This is a genomic window from Aquabacter sp. DMC10 (assembly GCF_056314145.1).
In genome coordinates, this window is record NZ_JBQUYX010000001.1 from 66,114 (window position 1) to 91,670 (window position 25,557).

The window sequence follows — 25,557 nt, forward strand, 5'->3', positions numbered from 1 at the left end:
GGTATGACGCCAGGGCATCCCTCGAACGGGGCCGCCGGGCGGGCGCGACCTTAGCGTTTTTGCCGGCCGCGTCCAGGGAGGGGCTGCGGGCCTGGCTCAGACCACCCTTGCCTTTCCTGCAGGCCTCGGCACGGCCGCAGGCGGGACGGCTTACAAAACCGTAAGTGTAAAGTCCAAGCTTGCCGTTCTAGCGTGAGCCCCGCCGCCCGTCCGAGGCGGCAAAGACTCCCTGGGGGGACACGAGATGAAGAAGGCGGTGGCGGAGTTCATCGGCACCTTTACCCTGGTGCTGTTCGGGTGTGGCGCGGCAGTGGTGGGCGGCATGGGGACGGGGGCTACCGCCATCGATGTCCTCGGCATCGCCTTCGCGTTCGGCCTTGCCATCGTGGCCATGGCCTATGGCATCGGCCCCATCTCGGGCTGCCATGTGAACCCGGCGGTGTCCTTCGGCGTGCTCCTGGCGGGTCGCATGTCGGCCCGGGACTTCGTCACCTATGCGGTGGCGCAGGTGCTGGGTGCCCTTGCCGGGGCGTTCGTCCTCTACATCATCCTCTCCGGCAAGGGCGCGGGCTGGACGCCGGGCGCGCTGGGGCAGAATGGCTGGGGGCCGGGCTATCTGGGCGGCTACAATCTTGGATCGGCCTTCGTGTTTGAGCTGGTGGCCACCTTCCTGTTCCTGGTGACCATCCTGGGCGTGACGCAGACCGGCAATCCCACCCATGTCCACGGCCTCGCAGGCCTCGCCATTGGCCTGACGCTGACGGCCATCCACATCTTCGGCATCAATATCACCGGCGTGTCGGTCAATCCCGCCCGCTCCCTCGGCCCGGCCCTGGTGGGGGCCGCCGGCAATGGCCAGGCGCTCGGCCAAGTCTGGCTGTTCATCCTCGCCCCCATGCTGGGCGCGGCGGCGGCCGGTCTCCTGTTCAAGAGCGGCATACTCGCCCGCGACGGCGCCTGAGCGGTCTAGCCGCCGGCCGGCTGGGCGCGGGACGCGTCCGGCACCTGCGCCTCCCTGGGCGGGCCGGCGGAACGCCGCACCACCAACTCGATGGGCAGTTCCAGCCGCGCCGGGCGTGCCTCGCCCTTCAGCCGGGCGAGCAGATGATCGGCCACCGCGCGCCCCAGTTCCGTGGTCGGCAGGTGCACGGTGGTCAAGGGCGGCGTCAGGTGGGCGGCGATCTCCAGATTGTCGATGCCGACGATGGAAAGGGCCTCCGGCACCCCAAGGCCGCTGGCCTGAGCCTCCAGCAGGGCGCCGGCGGCCAGGAGGTCGTTGCCGCAGATGACGGCCGTGGGCGACTGCGCCCGGCCCATGAGTTCCACGAGGCCGGCCCGCCCGCCGGCCAAGGTGAAGGAAGTCTCGATGATCTGGGAGGGGGTGAGTTCGAGCCCCCGTTCCGCCAGGGCGGCGCGCACGCCCTCCACGCGCATGCGGGCGCGGTCATTGGCGCGCAGGTGGCCGGAAATCATGCCGAAGCGCCGATGGCCCAGCGCCAGCAGGTGCTCGGCCAAAAGCCGGCCGGCGGCGCGATTGTCGAAGCCGATGGAGGGCAGGCGGGCATCGAAGGACCAGCTCAGCACCACCGGGACGCTGGACGTGGTGAGCAGCGACCATGTCTCGTCCAGATGGTCCGCGCCCACCACCATCAGCGCGTCCACGCCGCGCGCCAGCATGGCCCGCACGGCGGCGGCCTCCAGCGTCGGCACATAGTCGCTGGCCGCCACCAGAAGCTGGTAGCCATTGGCCGCCAGTTCCGTCTGCATGGCCTGAATGGCGCGGGCGAAGATGGCGTGGTCAAGGGTCGGCACCACCGCCCCGATGGTGAGCGTCTTGCCCGAGGCGAGGGCACGGGCGGCGCCGCCGGGCACATAATTGAGCCGGGCAATGGCGGAGCGCACCCGCTCCAGGGTGTCCGGCTGGAGCAGGTCGGGATGGGACAGGGCCCGCGAGACGGTGGCGGTGGAGACGGCGGCGAGCCGGGCCACATCCTCCAGCGTTGCCTTCGTCCTCGGGGGCATGGGCGTCCCCTCCTGCTGCGGTGCATCAGCGCATGAATGCGCTTTCATCCTTATCTGACCTGCTTCCACCCACGGGGACAAGAAATTTCTCACCGCACTTGCTGTGAGCCGCCTTGACAGGCCGGCCCGGGATGATAGCGTCATGTAAGCGCTTTCATAGACCGCCGCAGAGCGGTCCCGCGCCAACGCTCCCGCAGATGGAGCGCCGACATGTGGGAGGACGTCCATGCGGCTCGGACGACGGGCCGTGGTGGGAGTGGCGACGCTCGCTGCTCTTGCTGCGGCATGGTTTGTGTTCACCAGCGTCACCGGCATGATCTCGCCGGGCCGCTTCCCGACGCCCGGCGACACCTTTATCGCCGCGCGTCAGGCGCTCACCCGCGGCTATGGGGATGCGACCCTCCTGGTGCATGTGGTCCATTCGCTGAAGCTGGTGACCCTCGGCTTCCTCTGCTCCATCGCGGTGGGCGTGCCGCTCGGCCTGCTGATGGGCTGGAGCGCGGTGGCGGAAGCCCTGCTGAACCCGGTCTTCATGCTGCTGCGCCCGATCCCGCCGCTGGCCTGGATTCCGCTCGCCATCCTCTGGCTGGGCCTGGGCGATGCCGCCAAGATCATGGTGATCTTCTTCGCCGCCTTTGTGCCTTCGGTCATCAACACCCAGGCGGGCGTGAAGTCCATTCCCCGGCCGCTGATCGAGGCCGCCCGCATGCTCGGCACGCCCCGCTGGCGCTTCGTGCGGGAAGTTCTGGTGCCAGGCTCCGCGCCCATGATTTTCACGGGCCTGCGCCTCTCCCTCCAGGCGAGCTGGACCACCCTGGTTGCCGCCGAACTGGTGGGCGCGCTCGCTGGCCTCGGCCACCTCCTGAACCTCGCCCAGCAGGACCTTTATCCCGGCATGATCCTGGTGGGGATGGCGAGCGTGGCGGTGTTCGGCGCGCTCACCACGGCGCTGCTGGCCACCGTTGAGCGGCGGACCCTGACCTGGGTGCGCGTGCGGGGAGCCGCGGCATGAATGCGACCCTTGCTCCCTCTAGCCGCATGGCGCTTGGCGCCGTCGGTCTTGTCGGCTTCTTCGCCTTCTGGGCCGCCCTTTCGGCGAGCGGCCTCGTCGCCCCCACCTTCCTGCCCGGCCCGCTGGATGTGGCGCGGCGGCTGGTCGATCTCCTCACCGCCCAATTTGCCGGCGGCACCTTGCCGGCCCATCTGCTCTCCTCCCTCCAGCGCTTCGGTGCCGGCTATCTGCTGGCGGTGGCGGTGGGCGTGCCACTGGGTCTGATGATGGGGCGCTTCCGTCTGCTGGACGACATCGTCTCGCCCATCTTCGACGCCTTGCGCTTCATCGCCCCCATCGCCTGGGTGCCGTTCGCGGCGCTCTGGTTCGGAACGGGCTTTGGCGGGCCAGTGCTCATCATCTTCTCCGGCGCCTTTCCGCCCTGCCTGCTGAACGCCTATCGCGGCGCCCGGCACGTGGATCCGCGCTACCTCGAGGCCGCCGAAATGCTGGGCACGCCGAGCCACCGCATCATCCTGGAAGTGCTGCTGCCGGCCTCGGTGCCCTCCATCATCGCCGGCTTGCGCATCGGCGCGGGGCTGGGCTGGCAGTCGCTGGTGGGTGCCGAGCTGATCGTCGCCTCCACCGGGGTGGGCTTCATGATGGTGCAGGCCCAGGGCGCGGTCTCCACCACGACGGTGATGGTCGGCATGGCCGCCATCGGCTTCATCGGCGTCCTCATCGACGTCGCCCTGCGCACGCTGGAAGCGCGCATTCATCGCCGCCTGGGCGGAGCTTGAGAGGAAGAAATGAGCAGCATCCGCTTCGATGCCGTGGGCAAGGATTTCGGCGGCCACGTCAAGGCGCTGGACGACATCAACCTGAATGTGGCCGACAAGGAGTTCGTCGCCATCGTCGGCCCCTCCGGCTGCGGCAAGACCACGTGCCTGCGCCTCGCCGCCGGGTTTGAATTCCCCTCCTCCGGCCGTGTCCTGGTGGGCAACAGCGAGGTGACGGGGCCGGGGCCGGACCGGGCCGTGGTGTTCCAGCAATTTGCCTTGTTTCCCTGGAAGACCGTCACCGACAATATCGAGCTCGGCCTGCGCAACAAGAATGTGCCTGCCGCCGAGCGGCGCCAGCGCGTGGCCGACGCCATCGCCATGATCGGCCTGAACGGCTACGAAGAGGCCTACCCCCACCAATTGTCCGGCGGCATGCAGCAGCGCGTCGCCATCGCCCGCGCCTATGTGCTCGACCCGCAGGTGCTGCTCATGGACGAGCCCTTCGGCGCGCTGGACGCCCAGACCCGGGTGGTCATGCAAGAAGAATTGGTGCGCCTGGCCCGGCTCAATCCGCGCACGGTCCTCTTCATCACCCATGGGGTGGAGGAGGCGGTCTATCTCGCCGACCGTGTGGCCGTCATGACCCGCCGGCCGGGCCGCATCAAGGAAATCATCGACGTGAAGTCGGTGCGCGAAGCGGAACGCTGGGACAGCTACAGCCGCATCGAGGACGTGATGGACCTGGAATCCTTCGTCCACCTGCGCACCCACATTTGGAAGTCGCTTCGCGAGGAAAAGGCCGGCGCCGATCACTGAGCGCCGGAACACAAAGCCGGACCACCGGCGCCACAGGAGGAAACCCGCCATGACGACGACGACGACGAAGAGGACCCTTCTGGCCGCCGCGCTCGCCTGCGCCATCGGCCTCGGCGCCCCGGCCGTGGAGGCGCAGACGCTGAAGAAGATCAACATCTCCTACCAGCCTTCCCTCTATTGGGCGCTGCCCTTCTACATCGCCACCGAGAAGGGGTGGTGGAAGGAGGTGGGCCTCGACCCGTCTTTCGTCACCTTCCCGGCGGGCGCGCCCCAGGTGGCGGCGGCGCAGGCGGGATCGTGGGACGTGGGCGGCACGGGCTCGGTGCCGGCGGTGCTCGGCGCCTCCCGCTTCGGCCTCGTCACCGCCGGCATCACCAATGACGAATCCAAGACCAATGCCATGATGACCCGCGCCGACAAGGTCGCCGCCATCACCAAGGACCCGTCCCAGCTGAAGGGCCAGAAGCTGCTGCTGACCACCAACTCCACGGTGGATTATGCCGCCCGCGCCTGCCTTGCCAAATGGGGCCTCAAATCCTCCGACATGCAGTTCGTCAATCTCGGCCAGGCGCAGATCATTTCGGCCGTGATGGCCAATAATGGCGAAGTGTCCGGCGTCTGGGCGCCCAATACCTACACGCTGGAGGAAAAGGCCGGCGCCAAGGTGCTCTGCTCGGGCGCCGATGCCGGCGCCATGGTGCCCGGAGCGCTGGTGGTGCGCCCCGCCTTCGCCAAGGACAATGCGGACGATGTGGCCAAGGTGCTGGCGGTCTATGTGCGCGGCTGGGGCTGGGCCAAGGCGCACCCGAAGGAAGCCCGCGAAATGACCAAGCGCTTCTATGCCGTCGGCGGCGTGGAAGCCTCGGACGCGGCCATCGACCAGGAATTCGCGCTGCGGCCCACCTATTCCCTCGCCCAGCAGGTCGCGCTCATGGACCGCGCCAAGGGCGCCTCGGAATTTGACGGCTGGCTGGCGCGCATCGGCGGCTTCATGGCCGAGGTGGGCACCTTGCCCTCCGCGCCCGATCCCAAGAGCTACGTGGACGACAGTTTCATGAAGAAGGTGGCCGCCGATCCCAAGCTCAAGGCCTTCGCCACCGAATTCGACAAGACCAACTGAGGCCGCAAGCCCGGACGCGCAGCGCGCGCAATGGAGTATGTGAGATGGCTATCGCGTATCTGAAGCGGGCGAGCAAGACGCCGGAGACCGAGACCGGCACCGCGCAGGACGTGGTCACCGCCATGCTGGCGGAGATCGAGCGGCGCGGCGAAGACGCGGTGAGGGACTATGCGCTGAAGCTCGACAAATGGGACGGTCCCATCCTCGTCACCGCCGAGGAGATGGACCGCCGCGCCGCCGAGGTGCCGGAGGCCATCCGCCGCGACATCACCTTCGCGGCAGGCCAGGTGCGCCGCTTCGCCGAGGCCCAGCGCGACAGCGTGCGGGACTTCTCTGTGGACCTGATGCCCGGCCTCACCGCCGGGCAGAAGCTGGTGCCCTGCAACGTGGCCGGCTGCTATGTGCCCACCGGCCGCTATGCCCATATCGCCTCCGCCTACATGTCCATCGCCACCGCCAAGGCGGCGGGCGTGAAGACGGTGGTGGCGTGCTCCACGCCCTATCGGGGCCAGGGCATCCACCCTTATGTGCTCTATGCCATGAAGGTGGCGGGCGCCGACATGGTGATGACGCTGGGCGGCGTCCAGGCCATCGCGGCGATGGCCTTCGGCCTGTTCACCGGCAAGCCGGCGGACATCATTGTCGGCCCCGGGAACAAGTTCGTGGCCGAGGCCAAGCGCATGCTGTTCGGCAAGGTGGGCATCGACGTGTTCGCCGGCCCCTCCGAGGTGGCGGTGATCGCCGATGAGACCGCCGACCCGCTGATGGTGGCGGTGGACCTGGTGGGGCAGGCCGAGCATGGCCATGAAAGCCCCGCCTGGTTGTTCACCTCCTCCCGCGCGGTGGCCGAGGCGGTGATGGCCCATGTGCCCGCGCTCATTGCCGAGCTGCCCCCCGTCGCCCGCGATGCCGCCTCCGCCGCCTGGCGCGACTATGGCGAGGTGATCGTGTGCGACACCCGCGAGGAACTGGTTGACGTCTCAGACCGCTATGCCAGCGAGCATCTGGAGATCCACGCCGCCGACCTCGACTGGTGGCTGGAGAACCTGACCAATTACGGCTCGCTGTTCCTCGGCGAGGAGACCACCGTGGCGTTCGGCGACAAGACGTCGGGGCCGAACCACATCCTGCCCACCAAGTTCGCCGCCCGTTATTCGGCCGGCCTGTCGGTGCACAAGTTCCTCAAACCCCTCACCTGGCAGCGCATGACCCGCGAGGGCTGCAAGACCATCGCCCAGGTCACCGCCCGCATCTCGCGCCTGGAAGGCATGGAGGCCCACGCCCGCACCGGCGACCAGCGCCTCGCCAAATACTTCCCGGGGCACAATTTCGACATGGGCGCGGCGGTGGACGCCTGAGGGGAAGCCATGTTCGCCTTGTCGTCCCTCTTCGACCTGACGGGCCGCACGGCCCTTGTGACCGGCGGCAGTTCCGGCATCGGACTGGCCATCGGTGCCGCCCTCGGCAAGGCCGGCGCGCGGGTCATCCTCGCCGCTCGGCGCGCGGCGGAACTGGACGCCGCCGTGGATGATCTCCAGCGCGACGGCATCACCGCCGCCGCATTGGTGTCCGACCTTGCCGCCCCCGGCGCCGCCGAGGCGCTCGCCCGTGATGCGGGGGCGGTGGACATATTGGTGAATGCCGCCGGCATCAATCTGCGCCAGCCCTTCGGCGAAGTCAGCGCGGATGCCTTCGACCTGCACATGGCGGTGCATGTGCGCGCGCCCTTCCTGCTGACACGGGATCTGGCGCCGGGCATGGCGGAGCGGGGCTGGGGGCGCATCCTCAACATCGCCTCGCTGCAATCCTTCCGCGCCTTCCCCAATTCCGCGCCCTATGGGGCCGCCAAGGGCGCGGTGGCCCAGCTCACGCGGGCGACGGCGGAAGCCTGGTCGCGCCACGGCATCACCTGCAATGCCATCGCGCCCGGCTTCTTCCCCACCGCCCTCACGCAGGCCGTGTTCGAGGACGAGGCCCGCGCGAGCGCCAATGCCGCCCAGACCGCCATCGGCCGCAACGGCCGGCTGGAGGACCTGGTGGGCCCCGCCGTTTTCCTCGCCTCCGACGCCTCGGCCTATGTCACCGGCCAGGTGCTGGCGGTGGATGGCGGCTTCACCGCCAAATGAACGCACCCGTGAGCGGACATCCCCAATGAGAGCCCTGGTCTATACCGGCCCCCACAGCCTCGAACTGCGCACCGAGCCCGAGCCCGTCCCCGGCAATGACGAGGTTCTGGTGCGGGTGGAAGCGGTGGGCATTTGCGGGTCGGACATGCATGCCTATCACGGTCACGATGCCCGCCGCCCCGCGCCCTTGGTGCTGGGCCACGAGGCGGCGGGGCGCATCGCCTCCGGGCCGCGGGCGGGAGAGCGGGTGACCGTCAATCCTCTGGTGACCTGCGGCATCTGTCCCATCTGCGAGGCCGGGCGGCCGCATCTGTGCGCCTCCCGCCAGATCCTCTCCATGCCGCCCCGCCCCGGTGCTTTCGCGGAACTGGTGCGGGTGCCCGAGCGGAACCTGGTGCCGGTGCCGGAGCATCTGCCCATCGCCCATGCGGCGCTGGCGGAGCCCGTGGCGGTGTCCTATCACGCGGTCAATGCGGGCGCGCGCCTGCTGGGCCAGCCCTTGCCCGCCGCGCGCTGCCTGGTGCTGGGGGGCGGCGCCATCGGCCTTGCCGCCGCTCTGGTGCTGCGCATGCAGGGCGCGGCACGCATCTTCCTGGCCGAGCCCCACGGGGGCCGGCGCGAGACGGTGCGGCGGGCCGGCGACTTCCTCTGCTATGCGCCGGGCGGTGGAGACGAACCGGCCGACGGCAGCATCGACCTCGTGATCGATGCGGTGGGCGCGGAGGCCACGCGTGCCGCCGCGAGCCGGCTGGTGCGGCCGGGCGGCGTCATCGTGCACGCGGGCCTTCTGCCGGGGGAAGCGGGCTTCGACGTGCGGCGGATCACCTTGCAGGAGATCATCATCACCGGCACCTATTGCTACACCCCCGCCGATTTCCGGGCGACGGTGGATGCGCTCGCCTCCGGCCGGCTCGGGGCGCTGGACTGGATCGAGGAACGCCCCCTCGCCGAGGGCCCGCAGGCCTTCGCCGACATCGATGCCGGACGCACGGCGGCGGCGAAGATCGTGCTGCGCCTTTAGGCTGTCGGTGGCGCGGGGCGATGGGGGCTGCCATGATCGGGCGGCCTCCTCCGTGTGAATCCGGCCATGTCCCGCTCCGAACGCCTGCTCCTGCTTCTCGATGTCCTGCGCCGCCACCGCCGCCCGGTGAGCGGAAAAGTGCTGGCGGACGAGACCGGCGTGAGCCTGCGCACCCTTTATCGCGACATCGCCAGCCTCCAGGCCCAAGGTGCGACCATCGAGGGCGAAGCGGGGGTGGGCTATGTGCTGAAACCCGGCTTCCTGCTGCCGCCGCTCATGTTCTCCGCCGAGGAGATGGAGGCGGTGATGCTGGGCATGAAATGGGTGACGAACCGGGGGGACGAGGCCCTGCGCGCGGCGGCAGGGCGTGCCCTCTCCCGCATCCTGGCCGTGCTGCCGCCCGACTTCCATCCGGCCACCCTGCCCTCGCCTTTGCTGGTGGGGCCGGCGGCACCCCAGCCTGAGCACATGGTGGAGCAGGCCCTGTTGCGCGCGGCCATCCGGGCGGAACGCAAGCTCTCCATCGCCTATCAAGATGCATCCGGCACCCGCACGCAGCGCATCATCTGGCCGTTCGCACTGGCTTATTTCGATCACGCCCGCGTCCTGCTGGGCTGGTGCGAAATGCGGGAGGACTTCCGCAGTTTCCGCACCGATCGACTGATGGGAGCACAGATGCGGGAGGAGCGTTATCCCCGCCGCCGCCAGGTGCTGCTGCGGGAATGGCGGGCGCAGCAGGGTCTTCCGCCATCCATGGACGGATAAACCCTACTGCCAGAAACTGACAGCAGGCTCCCATAGGGTGCGCCCGTCTCAATGACGGGAACCCACCATGTTCGTGAACACCTCCCTCCTCCTCCATGTGGCCGACGCGCAGGCGAGCGGGGCCTTCTATGCCCGGCTGCTGGGGATCGCGCCGCTGGAGGAGAGCTCCACCTTCGTCTTCTTCCGCCTGCCCACCGGCACGGGCCTCGGGCTCTGGCGGCGGGACGGCGTGACGCCGGCCGCTCCGGCGCCCGTGGGCGGGGGCGAGATCGGCCTCAGCCTCGCCAATGCCGCCGCCGTGGATGCCACCCATGCGGACTGGGTTGCCAAGGGCGCCCGTATCCTTCTGCCGCCGACGGATCTGGATTTCGGCCGCAGCTTCGTCGCTGCCGATCCCGACGGGCACTGGCTGCGGGTCTATGCGCTGGCGCCCGAAGCGGCCTGAGCGGGAGCGCTCAGGCCTGCCCGAGATAGAGCTTGGCCGCTCGCTCGTCGGTGAGGAGGTCGGCGGCGGGGCCTTCCAGGGCCACCTTGCCGCCATCCAGCACCGCGCCGCGATGGGAGATGGCCAGCGCCTGCCGAGCGCGCTGCTCTATAAGGAACACCGCCGTCCCTGTCCCGGCCAGGGCCGCGATGCGGGCGAAGCTCTCATCCACCTTGGCGGGGGACAGGGCGGCGGTGGGTTCGTCGAGCACGATCACCGCCGGCCGCGTCATCAACGCCCGGGCGAAGGCAAGCTGCTGGCGTTCGCCGCCCGACAGGCTGCCGGCCCGCGCCCGCCGCCGCTCGGCCAGAGCCGGGAACAGCGCGAACATCTCGTCGATGCGGGCCGCCTTGTCGCGCACCCCTTCCACCACCGCGAGGTTGTCGCGGATGGACAAGGAGGGGAACACGTTCGACACCTGCGGCACATAGCCGATGCCCGCATGGGCCCGCGCCTCGGCGGGCAGATGGGTGATGTCCCGCCCCTGAAGCAGCACCCGGCCGGTGACGCGCGGCAGCAGCCCCACCACCGCCTTGGCCAGCGTCGACTTGCCGGCGCCATTGGTGCCAGCCACGGTGAGGATCTCCCCCGCCGCAAGGGTCAGGTCGATGCCGTTGAGGATGTTCACCTCGCCATAGCCGCCGGCGAGGGTTTCGATGGTCAGCATCACGCGGCCGCTCCCCCAAGATAGGCGTCCCGCACCTTGGGATCGGCCAGAACTTCACTTGGCGTGCCGGAGGCGATGAGGCGACCGCGATCCATCACATGCAAGGTCGAGACGAGGCGGTTCAGCGCCGGCAGATCGTGCTCAATGATGAGGAAGCCGATGCCCCGGCCGTTCAGTTCGCGGATGCGCAGGGACAATTCCTCGATCAGCACCGGGTTCACGCCGGCAAAGGGCTCGTCCAGCAGGATCATGCGGGCGCCGGTCATCAAAGCGCGGCCCAGTTCCACCAGCTTCTTCTGGCCGCCGGACAGGCGCCCGGCGGGCAGGTCCGCCACCTTTTGGAGGCGCAGGAAGGCAATGGTCTCCTCCGCCTTTTCGGCGATGCGGGCCTCCTGCGCTTTCACGAGGCCCGGCCGGAAGAAGGCGGAGAGGAGCCCCTCCCCCGCCTGCCCGGGGCTCGCGGCCATCAGGTTCTCGCGCACGGTGAGATGACCGAATTCCCGTGGCACCTGGAAGGTGCGCACCATGCCGGCGCGCGCCCGCTCCATGGGGTTGGCGCGGCCAAGCGCGCGGCCCTCGAAGGCCACGTCGCCGGCATCCGCCGCCAGGAACCCGGTGACGAGAGAGAAGAGGGTGGACTTGCCCGCCCCATTGGGCCCGATCACGCCCACCAGTGCCCCGGTGGGCACCTCGAAGCGGACATCGTCCACCACGCGCAGGCCGCCATAGGCCTTGGTCAGTCCTTGGATGGAGAGGCTCATTTGCGGGTGAAATCCCCCATCAGGCCTTGCGGGCGGTACATGGTGAAAAGGACAAGGGCGAGCCCGACGACGCCGAGGCGCACGCTCGCCATGGCCACTTCCGAAATGAAAGGCATGAGGTCACGCAGGAAGCGGGAGCCCTCCAGGAACACCATCAGCAGGAGCGCGCCCACCAGCGCCCCGGAAATGCGGCCCACGCCGCCCATGATGATGGCCATCCAGACCTGGAAGGTCATCAGCGGCACGAACTGGTCGGGGGAGATGTAGCCGATATAATGGGCATAGACCGCGCCTGCGATGCCGGCGAGCCCGGCGCCCAAAACCAGCACCTGGATCTTGAAGCCGGCAGGGTCCTTACCCAACGCCTTCACCGCCTCCTCATTATCGCGGATGGCCTCGATCATGCGGCCGAAGGGCGAGCGCACGATGCGCACCATGGCGGCCACCGCCAGCAGGTTCAGCACCACCAGCAGGCCGAGCACCGCCAGGGCCTGGGTGGTGCCAGAGAACATGCCGAACATCTTCGGGATGCCGGGAATGCCCTGCACGCCCTGGGTGAGCCAGCGCTCGGAGGTGACGACGAGGCGCACAACTTCAGAAAAGCCCAGCGAGACGATGGCGAAATAGTCCTCCCGCAGGCGGATGCTGGCAAGGCCCAGCGGCCAGGCCGCCAGCATGGCGATGAGCGCGGCGAGCGGGAAGGTCACGAGCATGGACAGGGAATGGGTGGACAGGATGGCGGTGGTGTAGGCGCCCACGCAGAAGAAGCCCACATGGCCGAAATTGACGATGCCGGTGAGGCCATATTGCAGGTTCAGCCCCAGCGCGAGCAGCACATAGATGGCGCCGATAATGGCGATGGCGATCAGATAGGCGTCCATCAGCGCACCCCCTCCACCCGGCCGAACAGGCCCTTGGGCCGCACCAGAAGCACGATGAGCAGCACCACGAAGGCGAGCGCCAGCTTGTAGGTGAAGCCCACATAAGGCGTGGCGATCTCCTGGAGCACGCCCAGCAGCACGCCCGCCACCACCGCGCCCACGGGATGGCCGATGCCGCCCAGCACCGCCGCCGCGAAGACGGGGATCAGCATCTCCCAGCCCATTTCCGGCGAGACCACCGTCTTGATGCCCAGCAGCACGCCGGCAAGCGCCGCCACTGCGCCGCCCAGCGCCCAGAGCCCTAGCATCACCTTGCGCGGCGCGATGCCCGACACCCGCGCCAGCATGGGATCATCCGCCACCGCCCGCATGCGCCGGCCCATGGGGGTGGCGTGCAGGATGAGGAAGACCACCATTAGGGTGGCGAGGGCGGCGATACCGATCTTCAGGTCATTGGGCTGGATGCGCAGGTCATAGACCCGCCAGGGCCGCACCAGGGGCAGCTGGAACACCTGCTGCCCGTGGCCATAGATGAGGCCGAGCACCGCGCGGATGACGAAGCCGACGCCGATGGAAGCAAGCAGCGCCGAGACCGAAGCACGGCCCTCCAGCACCCGGAACACCAGGAGATAGGAGAGCACGCCCACCAGCGCGCCGGCCGCGAGCCCCACCAGGCTGCCCAGCACCATGGAGCCGGTGGCGGCAAAGCCCGCGAGCGCCGCATAGGCGCCGCAGGTCATGAAATCCCCCGTCGCCGCATTTGCGAAGCGGGCCACGCCGAACACCAGGGTCAGCGCCAGCGCCGCGAGCCCGATGACGAGCCCGGACATGAGGCCGGAAATGGCGAGCTCCAGAAAGCCGCTCATGAGCGGCTCACGGAGCGGGCGCGAGGGCGTGCGCCACGGCGGCGCGGGAGAAGGCACGAAATCACGGGCAAGGTCCTCGTCCCGCGCGAGGCGGGCGGCACAGGGAAAGGCGATGGGGGGCCGGCCGAAAGGAGCGGCCGGCCCCCTCACGTCAGATCAGAGCTTCACCACATACTTGCGCTCGATCTTGCCCTTGGAGGCGAAGGAGACCGAGAAGTCCGGCGTTACATCGCCATACTGGTCGAAATCGAGGATGGACGAGGCACCCTGATAGTCGATCTTGCCGTCCTTCAGCGCCGCCTTGCCTTCCGCGAAGGTGGAGACCGGCTTGCCACCGGGACCGGCCACCTCGCGCAGCTTGGCGGCGATGGCGGCCACGTCGGCATTGGGGCCGGCGGCCTCCATGGCGAGCGCCAGCACCACAACCATGTCCCAGGTCATGGCCGCATAGACGTTGGACAGGCCCGACTGGCCCATGGCCTTCTGGTAGGCCGCGTCATAGGCCTTGAAGGCCTCGGAGCCCTCGTTGGAGATGCTGTCGACGGCGATGATGCCTTCCGTCACCTCCGGCCCCAGCGCCTGCACCAATTGCGGGTTCGCCGCCCAGGCGGGGATGATGAACTTGGTGGTCTCGCCCGTCTGGAACCATTCGCGCAGGATGATGGTGGTGTCGGCGAGATAGGAGCCCATGACGATCACGTCGGGCTTGGCAGCCAGCACCTTCTGCAATTCGGCGCGATAGCTCGGCTGGTTGGGCTCATAGACCACCTCGGCCACCACCTTGCCGCCTTGCGCCTCCCAGGCCTTCTTGAAGCCCTCGGTGTTGCCGATGCCGGAGGCATTGTTGAAGGCCATGGTGGCCGGCCGCTTGAAGCCCTCTTTCTTCGCCACTTCCGCAAAGGCGCGGCCGAAGCGGTCATTGGTGGCCTGGAAGCGATAGAGCAGCCCCTTGGCATTGGCGGGGGGCACGGAAAGGGCCGGCGCGCCGGACGTGTGCATCAGGATGAGGCCGGCATCATTGGTCAGCGGGGCCACCGCCAGCGACACGCCGGAGGCCCAGGTGCCGAGGATCGCCTGCACCTTGTTGACCTCGATGAGCTTCTTGGCCGCCAGCACCGCCGCCTGCGGCTGGGTCTGGTCGTCCTCGGCGGAGACTTCGAGGGTGCGCCCGCCGGCACCGCCCGCCCCGTTCACCATCTCGGCGGCGGCGAGGATCATCTTCTGCATACCGGAGCCATACGGGGCGCCGGCGCCGGTGACGGGGTTCAGCGCACCGATGCGGAACGTCGCCGCTTGGGCGAACGCACCGCGCGAGAGCGCTGGGAGAAGAAGCGTGCCTGCAAGGCCCGCGAGCGTCTGGCGACGGGAAAGAGTCACGGTCGTGTTCCCTTTGGTTTGCAGTTCTTGGGTCTGGAGGTCTTGTTGGTTCAGGCGAGCGGGGTCGACTTGACGAAGGCGCCGCCCTTCATGATGAGCGGCATGTGGCGGCCCTGGCCGGTGAGCAGGGAGAGGTCCGCCAGCGGGTCGCCCTCCACCACGATGAGGTCGGCGAAGGCGCCGGCGGCGATGGTGCCGATCTGGCCTTCCATGCGCAGCAGCTTGGCCGCGACGGTGGTGGCGGAGGCGATCACCTCGTGGGCCGGCAGGACGCGGCCACGGATGACGAACTCTTCCGATTGGTGGCGGTGCATCTCGCCCAGCAGGTCCGAGCCATAGGCCATGGGAAGGCCCGCCTCGCGCATGATGGAGATGGATTCCATGCCGGCGAGGCGGACGCTGTCGATCTTGGCGATGGAGCCGGCCGGGAAACCCATGGCCGCGCCTTCGGAGGCCAGCTTGTCATAGGTCACAAGCGTGGGCACCGCGATGGCACCCTTCTGCGCGGCCAACTTGGCGGTGTCGGCCTGGATGAGATTGCAGTGTTCCAGCGAATGGACGCCGCATTCCACCGCCCGGCGGATGCCTTCATCCGTATAGAGATGGGCGGAAACATAGGTGCCGGCATTCTCCGCCTCCTCCACCACCGCCAGCAATTCCTCGCGGGCAAAGCCGAGGAAATGGATGGGATCGGTGGGCGAGGCCACGCCGCCATTGGCCATGATCTTGATGAAGTCGGCCCCGCCCTTGATTTCCTCGCGGGCAGCGCGGCGCATTTCCGGCACGCCGTCCACCACGCGGCCGAGCGCGCCCAGCCGGAAGCCGGTGCGGGGCGTCTCGCGGTCGTCATAGGGGCCGCGGAAGTCGCAATGGCCGCCGGTCTGGCTGAGCGCCTTGCCGCAGATGACCATGCGCGGCGCGGCCAAAAAGCCTTCGGCCGCCGCCACCTTCAGGCCGCGATCGGCACCGCCCAGATCGCGCACGGTGGTGAAGCCGCGCATGAGCATTTCGCCAAGGAGCTTCATGGCGCGCACGGCGACCAGACTATCCGGCAGCTTGGCGTTGGCGCCGAGGTCGGCGAGGCACGCGATGGTGTGCACGTGAGCGTCGATGAGGCCCGGCATGAGGGTGCGGCCCTTCAGATCCACCACCTCGGCCGCCGCCGCGCTGATCTTCGGCGCCACCTCCGTGATGCGCTCGCCCTCCACGAGCACGTCCACCGGCGCGCCGCGCTCGGGTGCGGTGCCGTCGACGATGCGGGCATTGGTGAAGAGAAAGGCCATGGGGGTCAGCTCCGGTTTGTCGCTTTCGCCCGCGGGGCGCGGGCGGCGCCGGCCTTGGCGGGCCGGGCGGGGATGTCGGCGGAAGGGGGAGCGGGCACCCGCTCCTCGGGAAACTGGGCGGCCACCTGGGTTTTCCAGAAGGACAGCATCTCCCGATAGTAAGAAGGGTCCTCGCGCAGCACGGTCTGGGCGATCATGCCGCGCACCAGGCACATGGTGGCGTTCATCACCGTGCGGGTGTGGGCGGCATCCGCCCCGCGCCGGTCGGCCAGCGCCATCCAGACGGCATCGAGCCCGGCATGGAACTTCTTCACCACCGGGATGAGGCGTTCCTTGAATTCGCCATTGTGACGGGCTTCCGGCAAGTATTCCATGGTGACATAGAACAGCCGGTCCGACATCATCTGCCAGATATAGTCGACGATCTCATCACTCGACCCGCCGCGCGCGGAAAAATCCTCGGCGAAACGATGCAGGTCGACGGTGACACGCTCCAGCATGTCGTTGATGGCGTCGGTCACCAATTCCTCCTTGCTGGAGAAATGATGCGTCAGCGCCCCCCGCGAGACGCCCGCCTGGGCGGCAATCTGGGGGGTGGAGAGGCGCGAGAAGCCCTGGTCGTGCAGCAGGTCGATGGTGGCATGGCGCAGGCGCGCGGAGGTCTCCGCCGTCCGCTCATGCTGGGATCGTCTGCGCTGCGCCACCCTCGCCCCCCATCCATTGCCGGCATAGCAAGGCACCACACTTACAAACAGTCAAGTCTGTTTATATCTGCACGCCCAAGGGGCATTTGCCCAGGATTGCGGCACCTGGCGCGCGTGCCTGAAAACCGGCCTGCGGCAGGGCGCACATTGCCCGGCGCCGCCATCCTGCTATCCAGATGCGGAAGGCGCAGGCACATCGCCCGATAAGACGCTGCGAGGCACGACCCATGAGCGTTCCGCCCTCCCCCGCCGCAGCGGCGCCCTCGTCGGCGCCATCGTCGGCGCGCTGGTCCGAGCTGATGACGCCCGAGCGCTGGTTCGCCCTCGCCCGCATCGCCCTCGCGGGCGTGGCGGCCCTGCTCTATTGGCGCGCGCTGATCCCCATCGAGGCGCTGTGGCTGGCGGTGGCCATCGGGCTCTATCCGCTGGTGCGGATCGGGCTCCATGACCTCATCCACGAACGCAAGATCGGCACCGAGATCTTCGTCACCATCGCCACCGTGATCGCCCTCATCGGCGGCGAGACGGTGGCCGGCGCGATCTTGATGGTCATCATCCTGATCGCGGAATTCATCGCCGACCTGAATATGGACCGGGCGCGGGCCTCCATCCGCGACCTCGTCGGCTCGGTGCCGCAGACCGCCCTCGTCCGCGCGGCGGACGGCGAACATGCCGTGCCCATCGAAACCCTGCGCCCTGGCGACGTGGTGCTGGTACGGGCGGGCGAGAAGATTCCGGTGGACGGCACCGTGGTGGCGGGCACGGGCTCCGTGGACGAGGCGCCCATCACCGGCGAGAGCGTGCCGAAGGACAAGGCGGCCGAGGATGGCGTCTATGCCGGCACTATTCTTGTCGCCGGCGCGCTTGACGTGCGCACCGCCCAAGTGGGCACCGACACCACCTTCGCCCGCATCGTCGCCTTGGTGGAAAGCGCAGGCGAGGAGCAGGCGCCGGTGCAGAAGCTCACCGACAAGGTGGCGGCCTGGCTGATCCCGGTGGTGCTCATCTTCCTGCTGGCTGTGTATGCCTATACCCGCGACGTGCGCACCATCGTCACCTTGCTCATCTTCACCTCGCCCGCCGAGCTGGGGCTCGCCACCCCGCTCGTCATCATCGCCGCCATCGCCCGCGCGGCGCGCAGCGGCATCCTGGTGAAGGGTGGCATCTATCTGGAGAGCCTCGCCAAGGTCGACACCATGGTGTTCGACAAGACCGGCACGCTCACCGCCAACCAGCCCCGGGTGGTCGGCATCGAAGTGCGCGATCCCGCCTTCGGCGAGACGGAGATCCTCGCCCTCGCGGCGGCGGCGGACCGGCGCTCGGCTCATCCGCTCGCCGAGGCGGTGGTGGCCCATGCGGAGGCACTGAGCCTGCCTGTCGCCGAGCCGGACCACTACGAGCAGATCATCGCGCGCGGCGTGAAGGCGGTGATCGGCGGGCGGGCGGTGCTGGTGGGCAATCCGGCCTTGCTGCGGGAACACGGCGTCACCCTCGACGCGCCGGTGGAACAGGGCGGCCGCACCCCCCTGCATGTGGCCGTGGACGGGCGCTTCGTCGGCGCCATCCTCATCGCGGACACCATCCGCCCCAATGCGCGGGAGGCGCTGAGCCGGCTGCGGGCCACGGGCGTCCGCCGCCTGGTCATGCTCACCGGCGACAATGCCGCTACGGCAGCGACCGTCGCGGCGGAGCTGGGCCTCGACGACGTGCGCGCCAACCTTCGCCCGCAGGACAAGGTGAGCGCCATCGCCACGCTCCAGAAAGAGGGCGCCCGCGTCGCCATGATCGGCGACGGCATCAACGATGCCCCCGCTTTGGCGCGGGCGGATGTGGGCATCGCCATGGGCAGCGGAGGCACGCAGGCCGCCTTGGAGGCCGCCGACATCGCCCTGATGACCGACGATCTCATGCGCATCGTCAGCGCCCGCGCCATCGCCCGGCGGGCCTACCGCACCATCAAGGAAAACCTCGTCTTCGGCGTGGGCGTGGTCCATGTGGCCGGCATCACGGCCGCGCTGCTGGGCTGGATCGGCCCGGTGGAGGCGGCACTCCTGCACCTCGGGCCGGACATTCTGGTGTTCCTGAACTCGGTCAAGCTGCTGAGAATTCCCATCGAGGATGTCTAGGCGCGGCAAGGCCTTGCGGGCGGACGCGCCCATCTGCGGTGCCAAATTACCTCATCCAGACACAGATGCGCGCCGCCGCGCAGTTGAACCCCCGGCGCGAATCGATATGAGTGACCCCATGATCTGCCACCCCTCCCCCGCAGGACGCCCCGCCCGATGACGGCGCCCGCAAAGGTGTCCATCGACCTCGGCACCCGCTCCGGCGGAGGCACGGCCGTGCTGGACCTGGAGGAATTGCTGGCGACCCGCCTGCTGGTGCAGGGCAATTCGGGCTCGGGCAAGTCCCATCTCCTGCGCCGTCTCCTGGAACAGAGCGCCCCCTGGGTCCAGCAGGCGGTGATTGACCCTGAGGGCGATTTCGTCACCCTGGCCGACCGCTTCGGCCACGTGGTGGTCGACGCCCAGAGGGGCGAGGCGGACCTTCAGCGCATCGCCGCACGGGTGCGCCAGCACCGCGTCTCGGTGGTGCTGAACCTGGAGGGCCTGGACAGCGAGCAGCAGATGCGCGCCGCCGCCGCCTTCCTGGGCGGGCTCTTCGATGCGGATCGCGACGTCTGGTATCCCATGCTCGTGGTGGTGGACGAGGCGCAGTTGTTCGCCCCCGCCGCCGCAGGCGAAGTGTCGGACGAGGCGCGCAAGGTCTCGCTGGGCGCCATGACCAACCTCATGTGCCGCGGCCGCAAGCGAGGGCTGGCCGGCGTCATCGCCACCCAGCGCCTGGCCAAGCTTGCCAAGAACGTGGCCGCGGAAGCCTCCAACTTCCTCATGGGCCGCACCTTCCTCGACATCGACATGGCCCGCGCCGCGGACCTGCTGGGCATGGAGCGCCGGCAGGCGGAGATGTTCCGGGACCTGGAGAGCGGCAACTTCGTCGCCCTCGGCCCGGCCATGGCCCGCCGTCCCCTGCCGGTGCGCATCGGCCCGGTGGAAACCTCCGCCCGCTCCACCAGCCCCAAGCTCCTGCCGCTGCCGGGCCCTGCCTCGGGCGAGGAGGCGCACGACCTCATCTTCACGCCGGGCGCCGACGAGAGCCGGCTTTTGGTGCCGCGCCGCCCGCCGCCGGTGGCGCCCACCGCCGACGTGCTGGCCCAGCTCGCCCGCACCACGCCGGCCGCGCCGCCGCCGGCGCCCGAGCCGCCCACCCCGGTGCCCACGCTTTCGCCGGAACAGCGCCAGGCCGCCATCGATGCCGCCTTGCGCGAGATCCTGGCCGAACCCGATGCGGGCTTCCGCACCATCGCCGTTCTCTACCAGGACTTCCTGGTGCGCTGCCGCATCCGCCGCGTGGGGGGCGAGGCGCTCTCCTTGTCCGCCTTCCGGCGTCGCCTCGCGGTGGCCCATGCGGGCATCGACATTGCCGAGGCGGAAGCCGAGGATTCCCCCTGGGCGGAAGTCATCACCATGGCCAGCGCCCTGCCGGAGGACATGCAGGGCGTGTTCCTCTCGCTCGCCCGCGCCGCCCATGACCGCCGCCCCTGCCCGTCCGATGCGGAGGTGGCCCGTGCCTATGGCAGCCGCTCGCCGGGCCGGGCCCGGCGCCTCCTGGCCTATATGGAAGAGCGGCAGGTGATCGTGACCCGGCTTGACGGCCGCGGCCGTCGCATCGTCGCCATTCCAGGCCTGGCCTGGGAGACCGAACCGGGCGATCCCAATGCCGCCCCCGGCGCGCCAGAGCCCCAGCCCTCCGCCGCCGAGTGAGGCGAAGGGTGCCCTTCGCCCTTCCCCCGGCGCCGCAAATGGCCTAATCGCGCTGCAGCATCCACTCGGGATTTCGCGCGCGCATGATCCGTCTCGATTCCATCAGCAAGCAGAACGGCAAGCAGATCGTCTTCATCGAGGCGTCCGCGACGCTGCTCAAGGGCGAGAAGATCGGCCTCGTGGGTCCCAACGGCGCCGGCAAGACCACCTTGTTCCGGCTCATCACCGGCGAGGAGCTGCCCGACGAGGGGCAGGTGTCCGTGGATCGCGGCATCACCATCGGCTATTTCAGCCAGGATGTGGGCGAGATGTCCGGCAAGAGCGCGCTGGCGGAAGCCATGGATGGCGCCGGCCCGGTGAGCGAAGTCGCCGCAGAACTGCGCGAGCTGGAGCACGCCTTCGCCGACCCCGACCGGGCCGATGAGATGGATGCCCTGGTGGAGCGCTATGGCGAGGTGCAGGCGCGCTTTGAATCCCTTGGCGGCTATGGCCTGGAGGGCAAAGCCAGCGAGGTGCTGGCCGGCCTCGGCTTTTCCCAGGAGATGATGGACGGGGACGTGGGCAAGCTTTCCGGCGGCTGGAAGATGCGGGTGGCGCTCGGCCGCATCCTGCTCATGCGCCCCGACGTGATGCTGCTGGACGAGCCCTCCAACCATCTGGACATTGAAAGCCTCATCTGGCTGGAGGACTTCCTGAAGGGCTATGACGGCGCCCTCATGATGACCTCCCATGACCGGGCCTTCATGAACCGCATCGTCAACAAGGTGGTGGAAATCGACGCCGGCTCGCTCACCACTTATACTGGCGACTATGAATTCTATGCCCAGCAGCGGGCCATGGCAGACAAGCAGCAGCAGGCCCAGTTCGAGCGCCAGCAGGCCATGCTTGCCAAGGAGATCGCCTTCATCGAGCGGTTCAAGGCCCGCGCCTCCCATGCGGCGCAGGTGCAGAGCCGAGTGAAGAAGCTGGAGAAGATCGACCGGGTGGAGCCGCCCCGTCGCCGCCAGACCGTTGCCTTCGAGTTCCTGCCCGCGCCCCGCTCCGGCGAGGACGTGGCAAGCCTGAAGAATGTCCACAAGGCCTATGGCAGCAAGGTCATCTATGAGGGCCTCGACTTCCATGTGCGCCGGCGCGAGCGCTGGTGCGTGATGGGCGTCAACGGCGCCGGCAAGTCCACCTTGCTGAAGCTCGTCACCGGCACCACCACGCCCGACCAGGGCACGGTGGCCGTGGGCGGCAGCGTCAAGCTCGGCTATTTCGCCCAGCATGCCATGGACGTGCTGGAGGGCGAGCGGACCGTGTTCGAGACGCTCGAAGACGCCTTCCCCCAGGCCGGCCAGGGCTCGCTGCGCACGCTGGCCGGCTGCTTTGGATTTTCAGGCGACGACGTGGAGAAGCGCTGTCGGGTGCTGTCCGGCGGCGAGAAGGCGCGGCTCGTCATGGCCAAGATGCTCTATGACCCGCCGAACTTCCTGGTGCTGGACGAGCCCACCAACCATCTGGACATCGCCACCAAGGAAATGCTCATCGCGGCCCTCTCCGAATATGAGGGCACCATGCTGTTCGTCTCGCACGACCGGCACTTCCTCGCCGCCCTCTCCAACCGGGTGCTGGAGCTGACGCCGGAGGGCGTGCACCAATATGGCGGCGGCTATACCGAATATGTGGCCCGCACCGGCCAGGAAGCCCCGGGCCTGCGGCATTGAGGCCAACCTGCCGCGCGGAACCCGCAGGGTCTCGCGCTCATACACTTTAGCGAAGGGCGGCGCGCTGCGGGGGCGTATGGGCGCCCCCCAACGCGCCCCAAACCTTAAGACCAGGAATTGAAGGCCACGGTATCGCCATTGGCACCGAAGGAGCCCACCTCCACCTCGCTGACCGTATAGACCGCCCCATCCGCGAAGGTGATGGTGGTGATGCCATCGGCGAGGCTGTGAGACTGCACCTCCGCCAGCCCATAGGCCTTGAACCACACCCAGTCGTCGCCCGCACCGCCATCGACGGAGCCGTTGCCGCCCTTGGCAAGGATCGTGACCTCGTCATCGCCAGCGCCGCCAGACATGCTGGTGGCACCGGGAGCCGAGACGAAGAAGCGGTCGCTTCCTTCGCCGCCATAAAGCGTATTGCTGCCCCCGGCCACCGACAGGATGTCGTTGCCCTCATCCCCATACATGAGGTGGGTTCCGGCCACGGAGGTCCAGAGATTGTCGTCACCCTCGCCGCCATAGAGCGTGGCATTGGTGGCGCCACCCACGAGGCTGTCCGCGTCCGCCCCGCCATAGGCCAGCATGGCGTTGGGGCTGAGGCTGCCGATCAGTTCGTCCTCCCCCCCGCCGCCATAAAGCGTGTCGATGCCGCCCGCCGGCCCTGTGACCGAGGCGGTGATCGTGTCGTTGCCGGCTTCGCCATAGAGCAGGTTGGAGCCGCCGTTCACCCACATCAGGTCTTCGCCGGCATCGCCATGGAGGGTATCGGCGCCGCTGCCGCCCACCAGCGTATCGGCGCCCTCGCCGCCATAAAGGAGGCCATGGGAGCCAAACTCCTGGGTGACGACGCTGTCATTGCCCAGCCCGCCATAAAGCGTATCCGTGCCCGTGGCATCCAGGCCACCCGCCAGGCTGTCATTGCCGGCGTCGCCATAGAGCAGGTTGGAGCCGCCATTCACCCATATGAGGTCGGCATCCTCGCCGCCATAAAGGGTGTCCTGGCCGCTCGCCCCCACGACGGTGTCGGCTCCGGCATCGCCATAGAGCACGGCGTGCGTGCCGTTCAGATTGGAGGCAATATTGTCGCCATCGGAACCGCCATAGACGGTGTCGACCGCGCCTGCCACCGCGACGGTGCCAGTGCGGATGAAGTCGACGCCCGCCTCCCCGTAGAGGATATTGCTCCCGCGGGTGACCCAGACCTCGTCATTACCGAGGCCGCCATAAAGCGTGTCGGCCCCGCTGGCGCCGCTCACCTGGTCATTGCCGTCATCGCCATAAAGCAGGCTGGCCGCCGCGCGGCTGGCCAGAATGTCGTCGCCGAAGCCGCCATAGAGGGTATCGATGCCCCCCGCCTGGGCGCTGCCGGTGATCACGTCGATGCCGGCGTCGCCATAGAGGATGTTGCTGCCCAGCGTCACCCAGATCAGGTCATTGCCGTCGCCGCCGAAGATGGTATCCGCGCCGCTCGCGCCGGCGATGGTGTCGGCGCCCGTGCCGCCCTCCATGAGGGCGTGGGTGGTGCGGCTGCTCAGTTGGTCGTTGCCCTCGCCGCCATAAAGCGTGTCCTGTGCGCCAGGCGTCGTATCCAGGCCACCGAGCATGGTGTCGGCACCTGTGTCCCCATAGAGAAAATTGGACCCGCGGGACACCGAAAGCTGGTCGGCGTCGCTTCCGCCATAAATCGTGTCCGATCCGACCCCGCCGGCAATGGTATCGGCACCGGCATCACCATAGAGAAGATTACCCGAGTAAAAGATGCCGCCAGCCGGCAAGGATGACGTGATGGAATCTCCACCATCACCGCCATAGACCGTCGCCACACCCGTCGCACCCGCCCCGACATTGATCACATCCGCATCGGCATCGCCGTAAAGAATGTCTCCGCCGGTGGAGGACATGGTGTCCGCGTCAAATCCGCCGTACAGGGTGCTGTTTCCGATCCCTTCCATGCGGTCGAGGCCGGCATCCCCATAGAGGCGCGAGAACCCACCGCCGCCGCTGAGGAAGTCGGCGCCTTCACCGCCATAGGCCGTGATGGAAGCCCCGGCGGAGCCTATGATTTGATCAAACCCGGAGCCGGCGAAGATGACGCCCGTTCCGTTCAGGGCCCGGATGGAATCGTTGCCGTCGTCACCAAAAATCTGCCACTTCGCAGAGGTGACGGTCCCGCCAACTATATTATCATCTCCCGCACCGCCATACACCGTAACCTCACCCCCACGGAGAAGGATTGAATCATTTCCCTCTCCGCCAAAGATGACGCCGCCGAAAACACTTGATCCGGTGGCCGCCTGCTCAGCGCTGTAGATCTCATCATTACCGCCGTCACCATAAAGGACATTCACGCCTACGTTGGCATTCAGGAGATCATTGCCGACGCCGCCATAAACCGTGTCATTACCTGCAAACGGCCGAAAGATGGAATCCAGGGGCTGACCAAGATAAGTATCGTTGCCCTCGTCACCATAAATCACGGCGCCGCCCACCACCGTGGCACCGTTGATGACGTGCCAAGTCGGCCCAGAGGCGCCGGTCAAGAGATCATCCCCGGCGCCACCATAAAGAGTATCACCGGCCACAGGCGCTTCACTCGAAGCAAGCCCTGCAGTCAGAGTGTCATTGCCCTCTCCTCCATAGAAGATGTTGCCCGACTGGAGCGCATAAAGGACATCATCCCCGCCGTCGCCGTTCAGAATGTTGATGTCCCTGGAATTGGTTTCTGGATTGAAGGCCAGTGCCCCGGCCCGGGACGCGACCACGTCGTCTCCCTCGCCGCCGTAGAGCGTGTTGCCGCGCGCATCCACTGCGACGTTAGAAGCCAGGTCGTCGGCACTGCCCGCGTAAACCGTGTCATTGCCCGCACCGGCGATCAGCACATTGTCGGGGCCGAAGCTCGAAATGCTGTCGTTGCCGTTGCTCGTGGCGATGATGCCACCAGAACCAAGGACATTCACCGTGACCGAAGACGTGCTGGTGTAGATCAGCGCGTCCGGCCCACCGCCAAAGGTGGTGTCTTTGGTGACACCCGCCTTCACGTCCACGGCCGCACGCGCGTCAGGGTCGGTGGTGCTGTAGACGCCCGCCGCCTCCAGAGCGGCGATGATCTGAGCCTGCTCCGAGCCCGACATGCCCAGCGCAGTAAGCCCGGGAAAATTCTCCGTCGGATCGCCCTGAACCAGTTCGGTCCGCGTCAAGTCATACAGCATGGCCACCCCACCCCTGAAGAGCCCCGCCACCCGCATCAGCGGGCGGACGCCGGCTCAGTCACCCAAGGGCAGGGTTGATTGCCCAAGCGGAATGCACATCACCCAAATGGGTGAAACATGGGCATGAGACCGCGAATGGGCGGGGAAGCGGG

Annotated in this window: 22 protein-coding genes; 13 read left to right on the forward strand and 9 right to left on the reverse strand. The window is 68.2% G+C overall.

The genetic code is table 11. The annotated features are described in order from the left end of the window. Nucleotides 1–244 precede the first annotated feature (244 nt). Nucleotides 245–961 carry an MIP/aquaporin family protein gene (locus tag ACT54L_RS00290; RefSeq protein ID WP_476083539.1) on the forward strand — a complete coding sequence of 239 codons (717 nt, stop codon included), beginning with the start codon at nt 245–247 and terminating at the stop codon, nt 959–961. A 5-nt stretch (nt 962–966) separates the two neighbouring features. On the opposite strand, the gene ACT54L_RS00295 is transcribed toward ACT54L_RS00290, so the two are convergent. Further along, nucleotides 967–2,022 carry a LacI family DNA-binding transcriptional regulator gene (locus tag ACT54L_RS00295; protein WP_476083540.1) on the reverse strand — a complete coding sequence of 352 codons (1,056 nt, stop codon included), beginning with the start codon at nt 2,020–2,022 and terminating at the stop codon, nt 967–969. Nucleotides 2,023–2,248: 226 nt separating this feature from the next. Here ACT54L_RS00295 and ACT54L_RS00300 point away from each other — a divergent pair, with 226 nt between their 5' ends. From ACT54L_RS00300 to ACT54L_RS00340, 9 genes are all read left to right on the forward strand, one after another. Continuing rightward, the gene (locus tag ACT54L_RS00300; protein ID WP_476083541.1) at nt 2,249–3,034 is read left to right on the forward strand and encodes an ABC transporter permease; all 786 of its coding nucleotides are present in this window, start codon (nt 2,249–2,251) and stop codon (nt 3,032–3,034) included. Continuing rightward, complete coding sequence (locus ACT54L_RS00305) at nt 3,031–3,813, forward strand: ABC transporter permease (RefSeq protein ID WP_476083542.1); 783 nt, start codon at nt 3,031–3,033, stop codon at nt 3,811–3,813. The genes ACT54L_RS00300 and ACT54L_RS00305 overlap by 4 nt, the downstream gene beginning before the upstream one ends. Before the next feature lie 9 nt (nt 3,814–3,822). Continuing rightward, on the forward strand, nt 3,823–4,611 hold the full coding sequence (locus ACT54L_RS00310) for an ABC transporter ATP-binding protein (protein ID WP_476083543.1): 789 nt from the start codon (nt 3,823–3,825) through the stop codon (nt 4,609–4,611). A 49-nt stretch (nt 4,612–4,660) separates the two neighbouring features. Continuing rightward, a complete protein-coding gene (locus ACT54L_RS00315; protein ID WP_476083544.1) occupies nt 4,661–5,731 on the forward strand; it encodes an ABC transporter substrate-binding protein in 1,071 nt (356 codons plus the stop codon). A 44-nt stretch (nt 5,732–5,775) separates the two neighbouring features. Continuing rightward, nucleotides 5,776–7,089, forward strand: coding sequence for a sulfopropanediol 3-dehydrogenase (hpsN, locus tag ACT54L_RS00320; protein ID WP_476083545.1), 1,314 nt, complete (start codon nt 5,776–5,778; stop codon nt 7,087–7,089). Between the two features lie 9 nt (nt 7,090–7,098). Beyond that, on the forward strand, nt 7,099–7,857 hold the full coding sequence (locus ACT54L_RS00325; RefSeq protein ID WP_476083546.1) for an SDR family NAD(P)-dependent oxidoreductase: 759 nt from the start codon (nt 7,099–7,101) through the stop codon (nt 7,855–7,857). Nucleotides 7,858–7,882: 25 nt separating this feature from the next. Further along, the gene (locus ACT54L_RS00330) at nt 7,883–8,878 is read left to right on the forward strand and encodes an alcohol dehydrogenase catalytic domain-containing protein (protein ID WP_476083547.1); all 996 of its coding nucleotides are present in this window, start codon (nt 7,883–7,885) and stop codon (nt 8,876–8,878) included. A gap of 66 nt (nt 8,879–8,944) precedes the next feature. Next, entirely contained in the window at nt 8,945–9,643 is a 699-nt protein-coding gene (locus ACT54L_RS00335) for a helix-turn-helix transcriptional regulator (RefSeq protein WP_476083548.1), read from the forward strand. 67 nt (nt 9,644–9,710) lie between these two features. Continuing rightward, the gene (locus ACT54L_RS00340; protein ID WP_476083549.1) at nt 9,711–10,088 is read left to right on the forward strand and encodes a VOC family protein; all 378 of its coding nucleotides are present in this window, start codon (nt 9,711–9,713) and stop codon (nt 10,086–10,088) included. A gap of 10 nt (nt 10,089–10,098) precedes the next feature. Here the strand turns inward: ACT54L_RS00340 and ACT54L_RS00345 are convergent, their stop codons facing one another. The 7 genes from ACT54L_RS00345 to ACT54L_RS00375 form a co-directional block, all read right to left on the reverse strand. Then, entirely contained in the window at nt 10,099–10,794 is a 696-nt protein-coding gene (locus ACT54L_RS00345) for an ABC transporter ATP-binding protein (protein WP_476084389.1), read from the reverse strand. Beyond that, nucleotides 10,794–11,555 (reverse strand): ABC transporter ATP-binding protein, encoded by a 762-nt coding sequence (locus ACT54L_RS00350; protein ID WP_476083550.1) that lies wholly within the window; start codon nt 11,553–11,555, stop codon nt 10,794–10,796. Before ACT54L_RS00350 ends, ACT54L_RS00345 begins: the two co-directional genes overlap by 1 nt. Further along, complete coding sequence (locus ACT54L_RS00355; protein WP_476083551.1) at nt 11,552–12,436, reverse strand: branched-chain amino acid ABC transporter permease; 885 nt, start codon at nt 12,434–12,436, stop codon at nt 11,552–11,554. The genes ACT54L_RS00350 and ACT54L_RS00355 overlap by 4 nt, the downstream gene beginning before the upstream one ends. Beyond that, nucleotides 12,436–13,302, reverse strand: coding sequence for a branched-chain amino acid ABC transporter permease (locus ACT54L_RS00360; protein WP_476083552.1), 867 nt, complete (start codon nt 13,300–13,302; stop codon nt 12,436–12,438). Before ACT54L_RS00360 ends, ACT54L_RS00355 begins: the two co-directional genes overlap by 1 nt. A gap of 156 nt (nt 13,303–13,458) precedes the next feature. Continuing rightward, on the reverse strand, nt 13,459–14,679 hold the full coding sequence (locus ACT54L_RS00365; protein WP_476083553.1) for an ABC transporter substrate-binding protein: 1,221 nt from the start codon (nt 14,677–14,679) through the stop codon (nt 13,459–13,461). Nucleotides 14,680–14,729: 50 nt separating this feature from the next. Continuing rightward, a complete protein-coding gene (locus tag ACT54L_RS00370) occupies nt 14,730–15,962 on the reverse strand; it encodes a metal-dependent hydrolase family protein (RefSeq protein ID WP_476083554.1) in 1,233 nt (410 codons plus the stop codon). 5 nt (nt 15,963–15,967) lie between these two features. Continuing rightward, a complete protein-coding gene (locus ACT54L_RS00375) occupies nt 15,968–16,666 on the reverse strand; it encodes a TetR/AcrR family transcriptional regulator (RefSeq protein ID WP_476083555.1) in 699 nt (232 codons plus the stop codon). Nucleotides 16,667–16,893: 227 nt separating this feature from the next. Here ACT54L_RS00375 and ACT54L_RS00380 point away from each other — a divergent pair, with 227 nt between their 5' ends. The 3 genes from ACT54L_RS00380 (at nt 16,894) to ACT54L_RS00390 (ending at nt 22,196) form a co-directional block, all read left to right on the forward strand. Then, on the forward strand, nt 16,894–18,792 hold the full coding sequence (locus tag ACT54L_RS00380) for a heavy metal translocating P-type ATPase (RefSeq protein WP_476083556.1): 1,899 nt from the start codon (nt 16,894–16,896) through the stop codon (nt 18,790–18,792). Nucleotides 18,793–18,948: 156 nt separating this feature from the next. After that, nucleotides 18,949–20,490 carry an ATP-binding protein gene (locus ACT54L_RS00385; protein WP_476083557.1) on the forward strand — a complete coding sequence of 514 codons (1,542 nt, stop codon included), beginning with the start codon at nt 18,949–18,951 and terminating at the stop codon, nt 20,488–20,490. Between the two features lie 83 nt (nt 20,491–20,573). Then, entirely contained in the window at nt 20,574–22,196 is a 1,623-nt protein-coding gene (locus ACT54L_RS00390; protein ID WP_476083558.1) for an ABC-F family ATP-binding cassette domain-containing protein, read from the forward strand. Nucleotides 22,197–22,300: 104 nt separating this feature from the next. Here the strand turns inward: ACT54L_RS00390 and ACT54L_RS00395 are convergent, their stop codons facing one another. After that, entirely contained in the window at nt 22,301–25,405 is a 3,105-nt protein-coding gene (locus ACT54L_RS00395; RefSeq protein ID WP_476083559.1) for a beta strand repeat-containing protein, read from the reverse strand. Between the last annotated feature and the right edge of the window lie 152 nt (nt 25,406–25,557).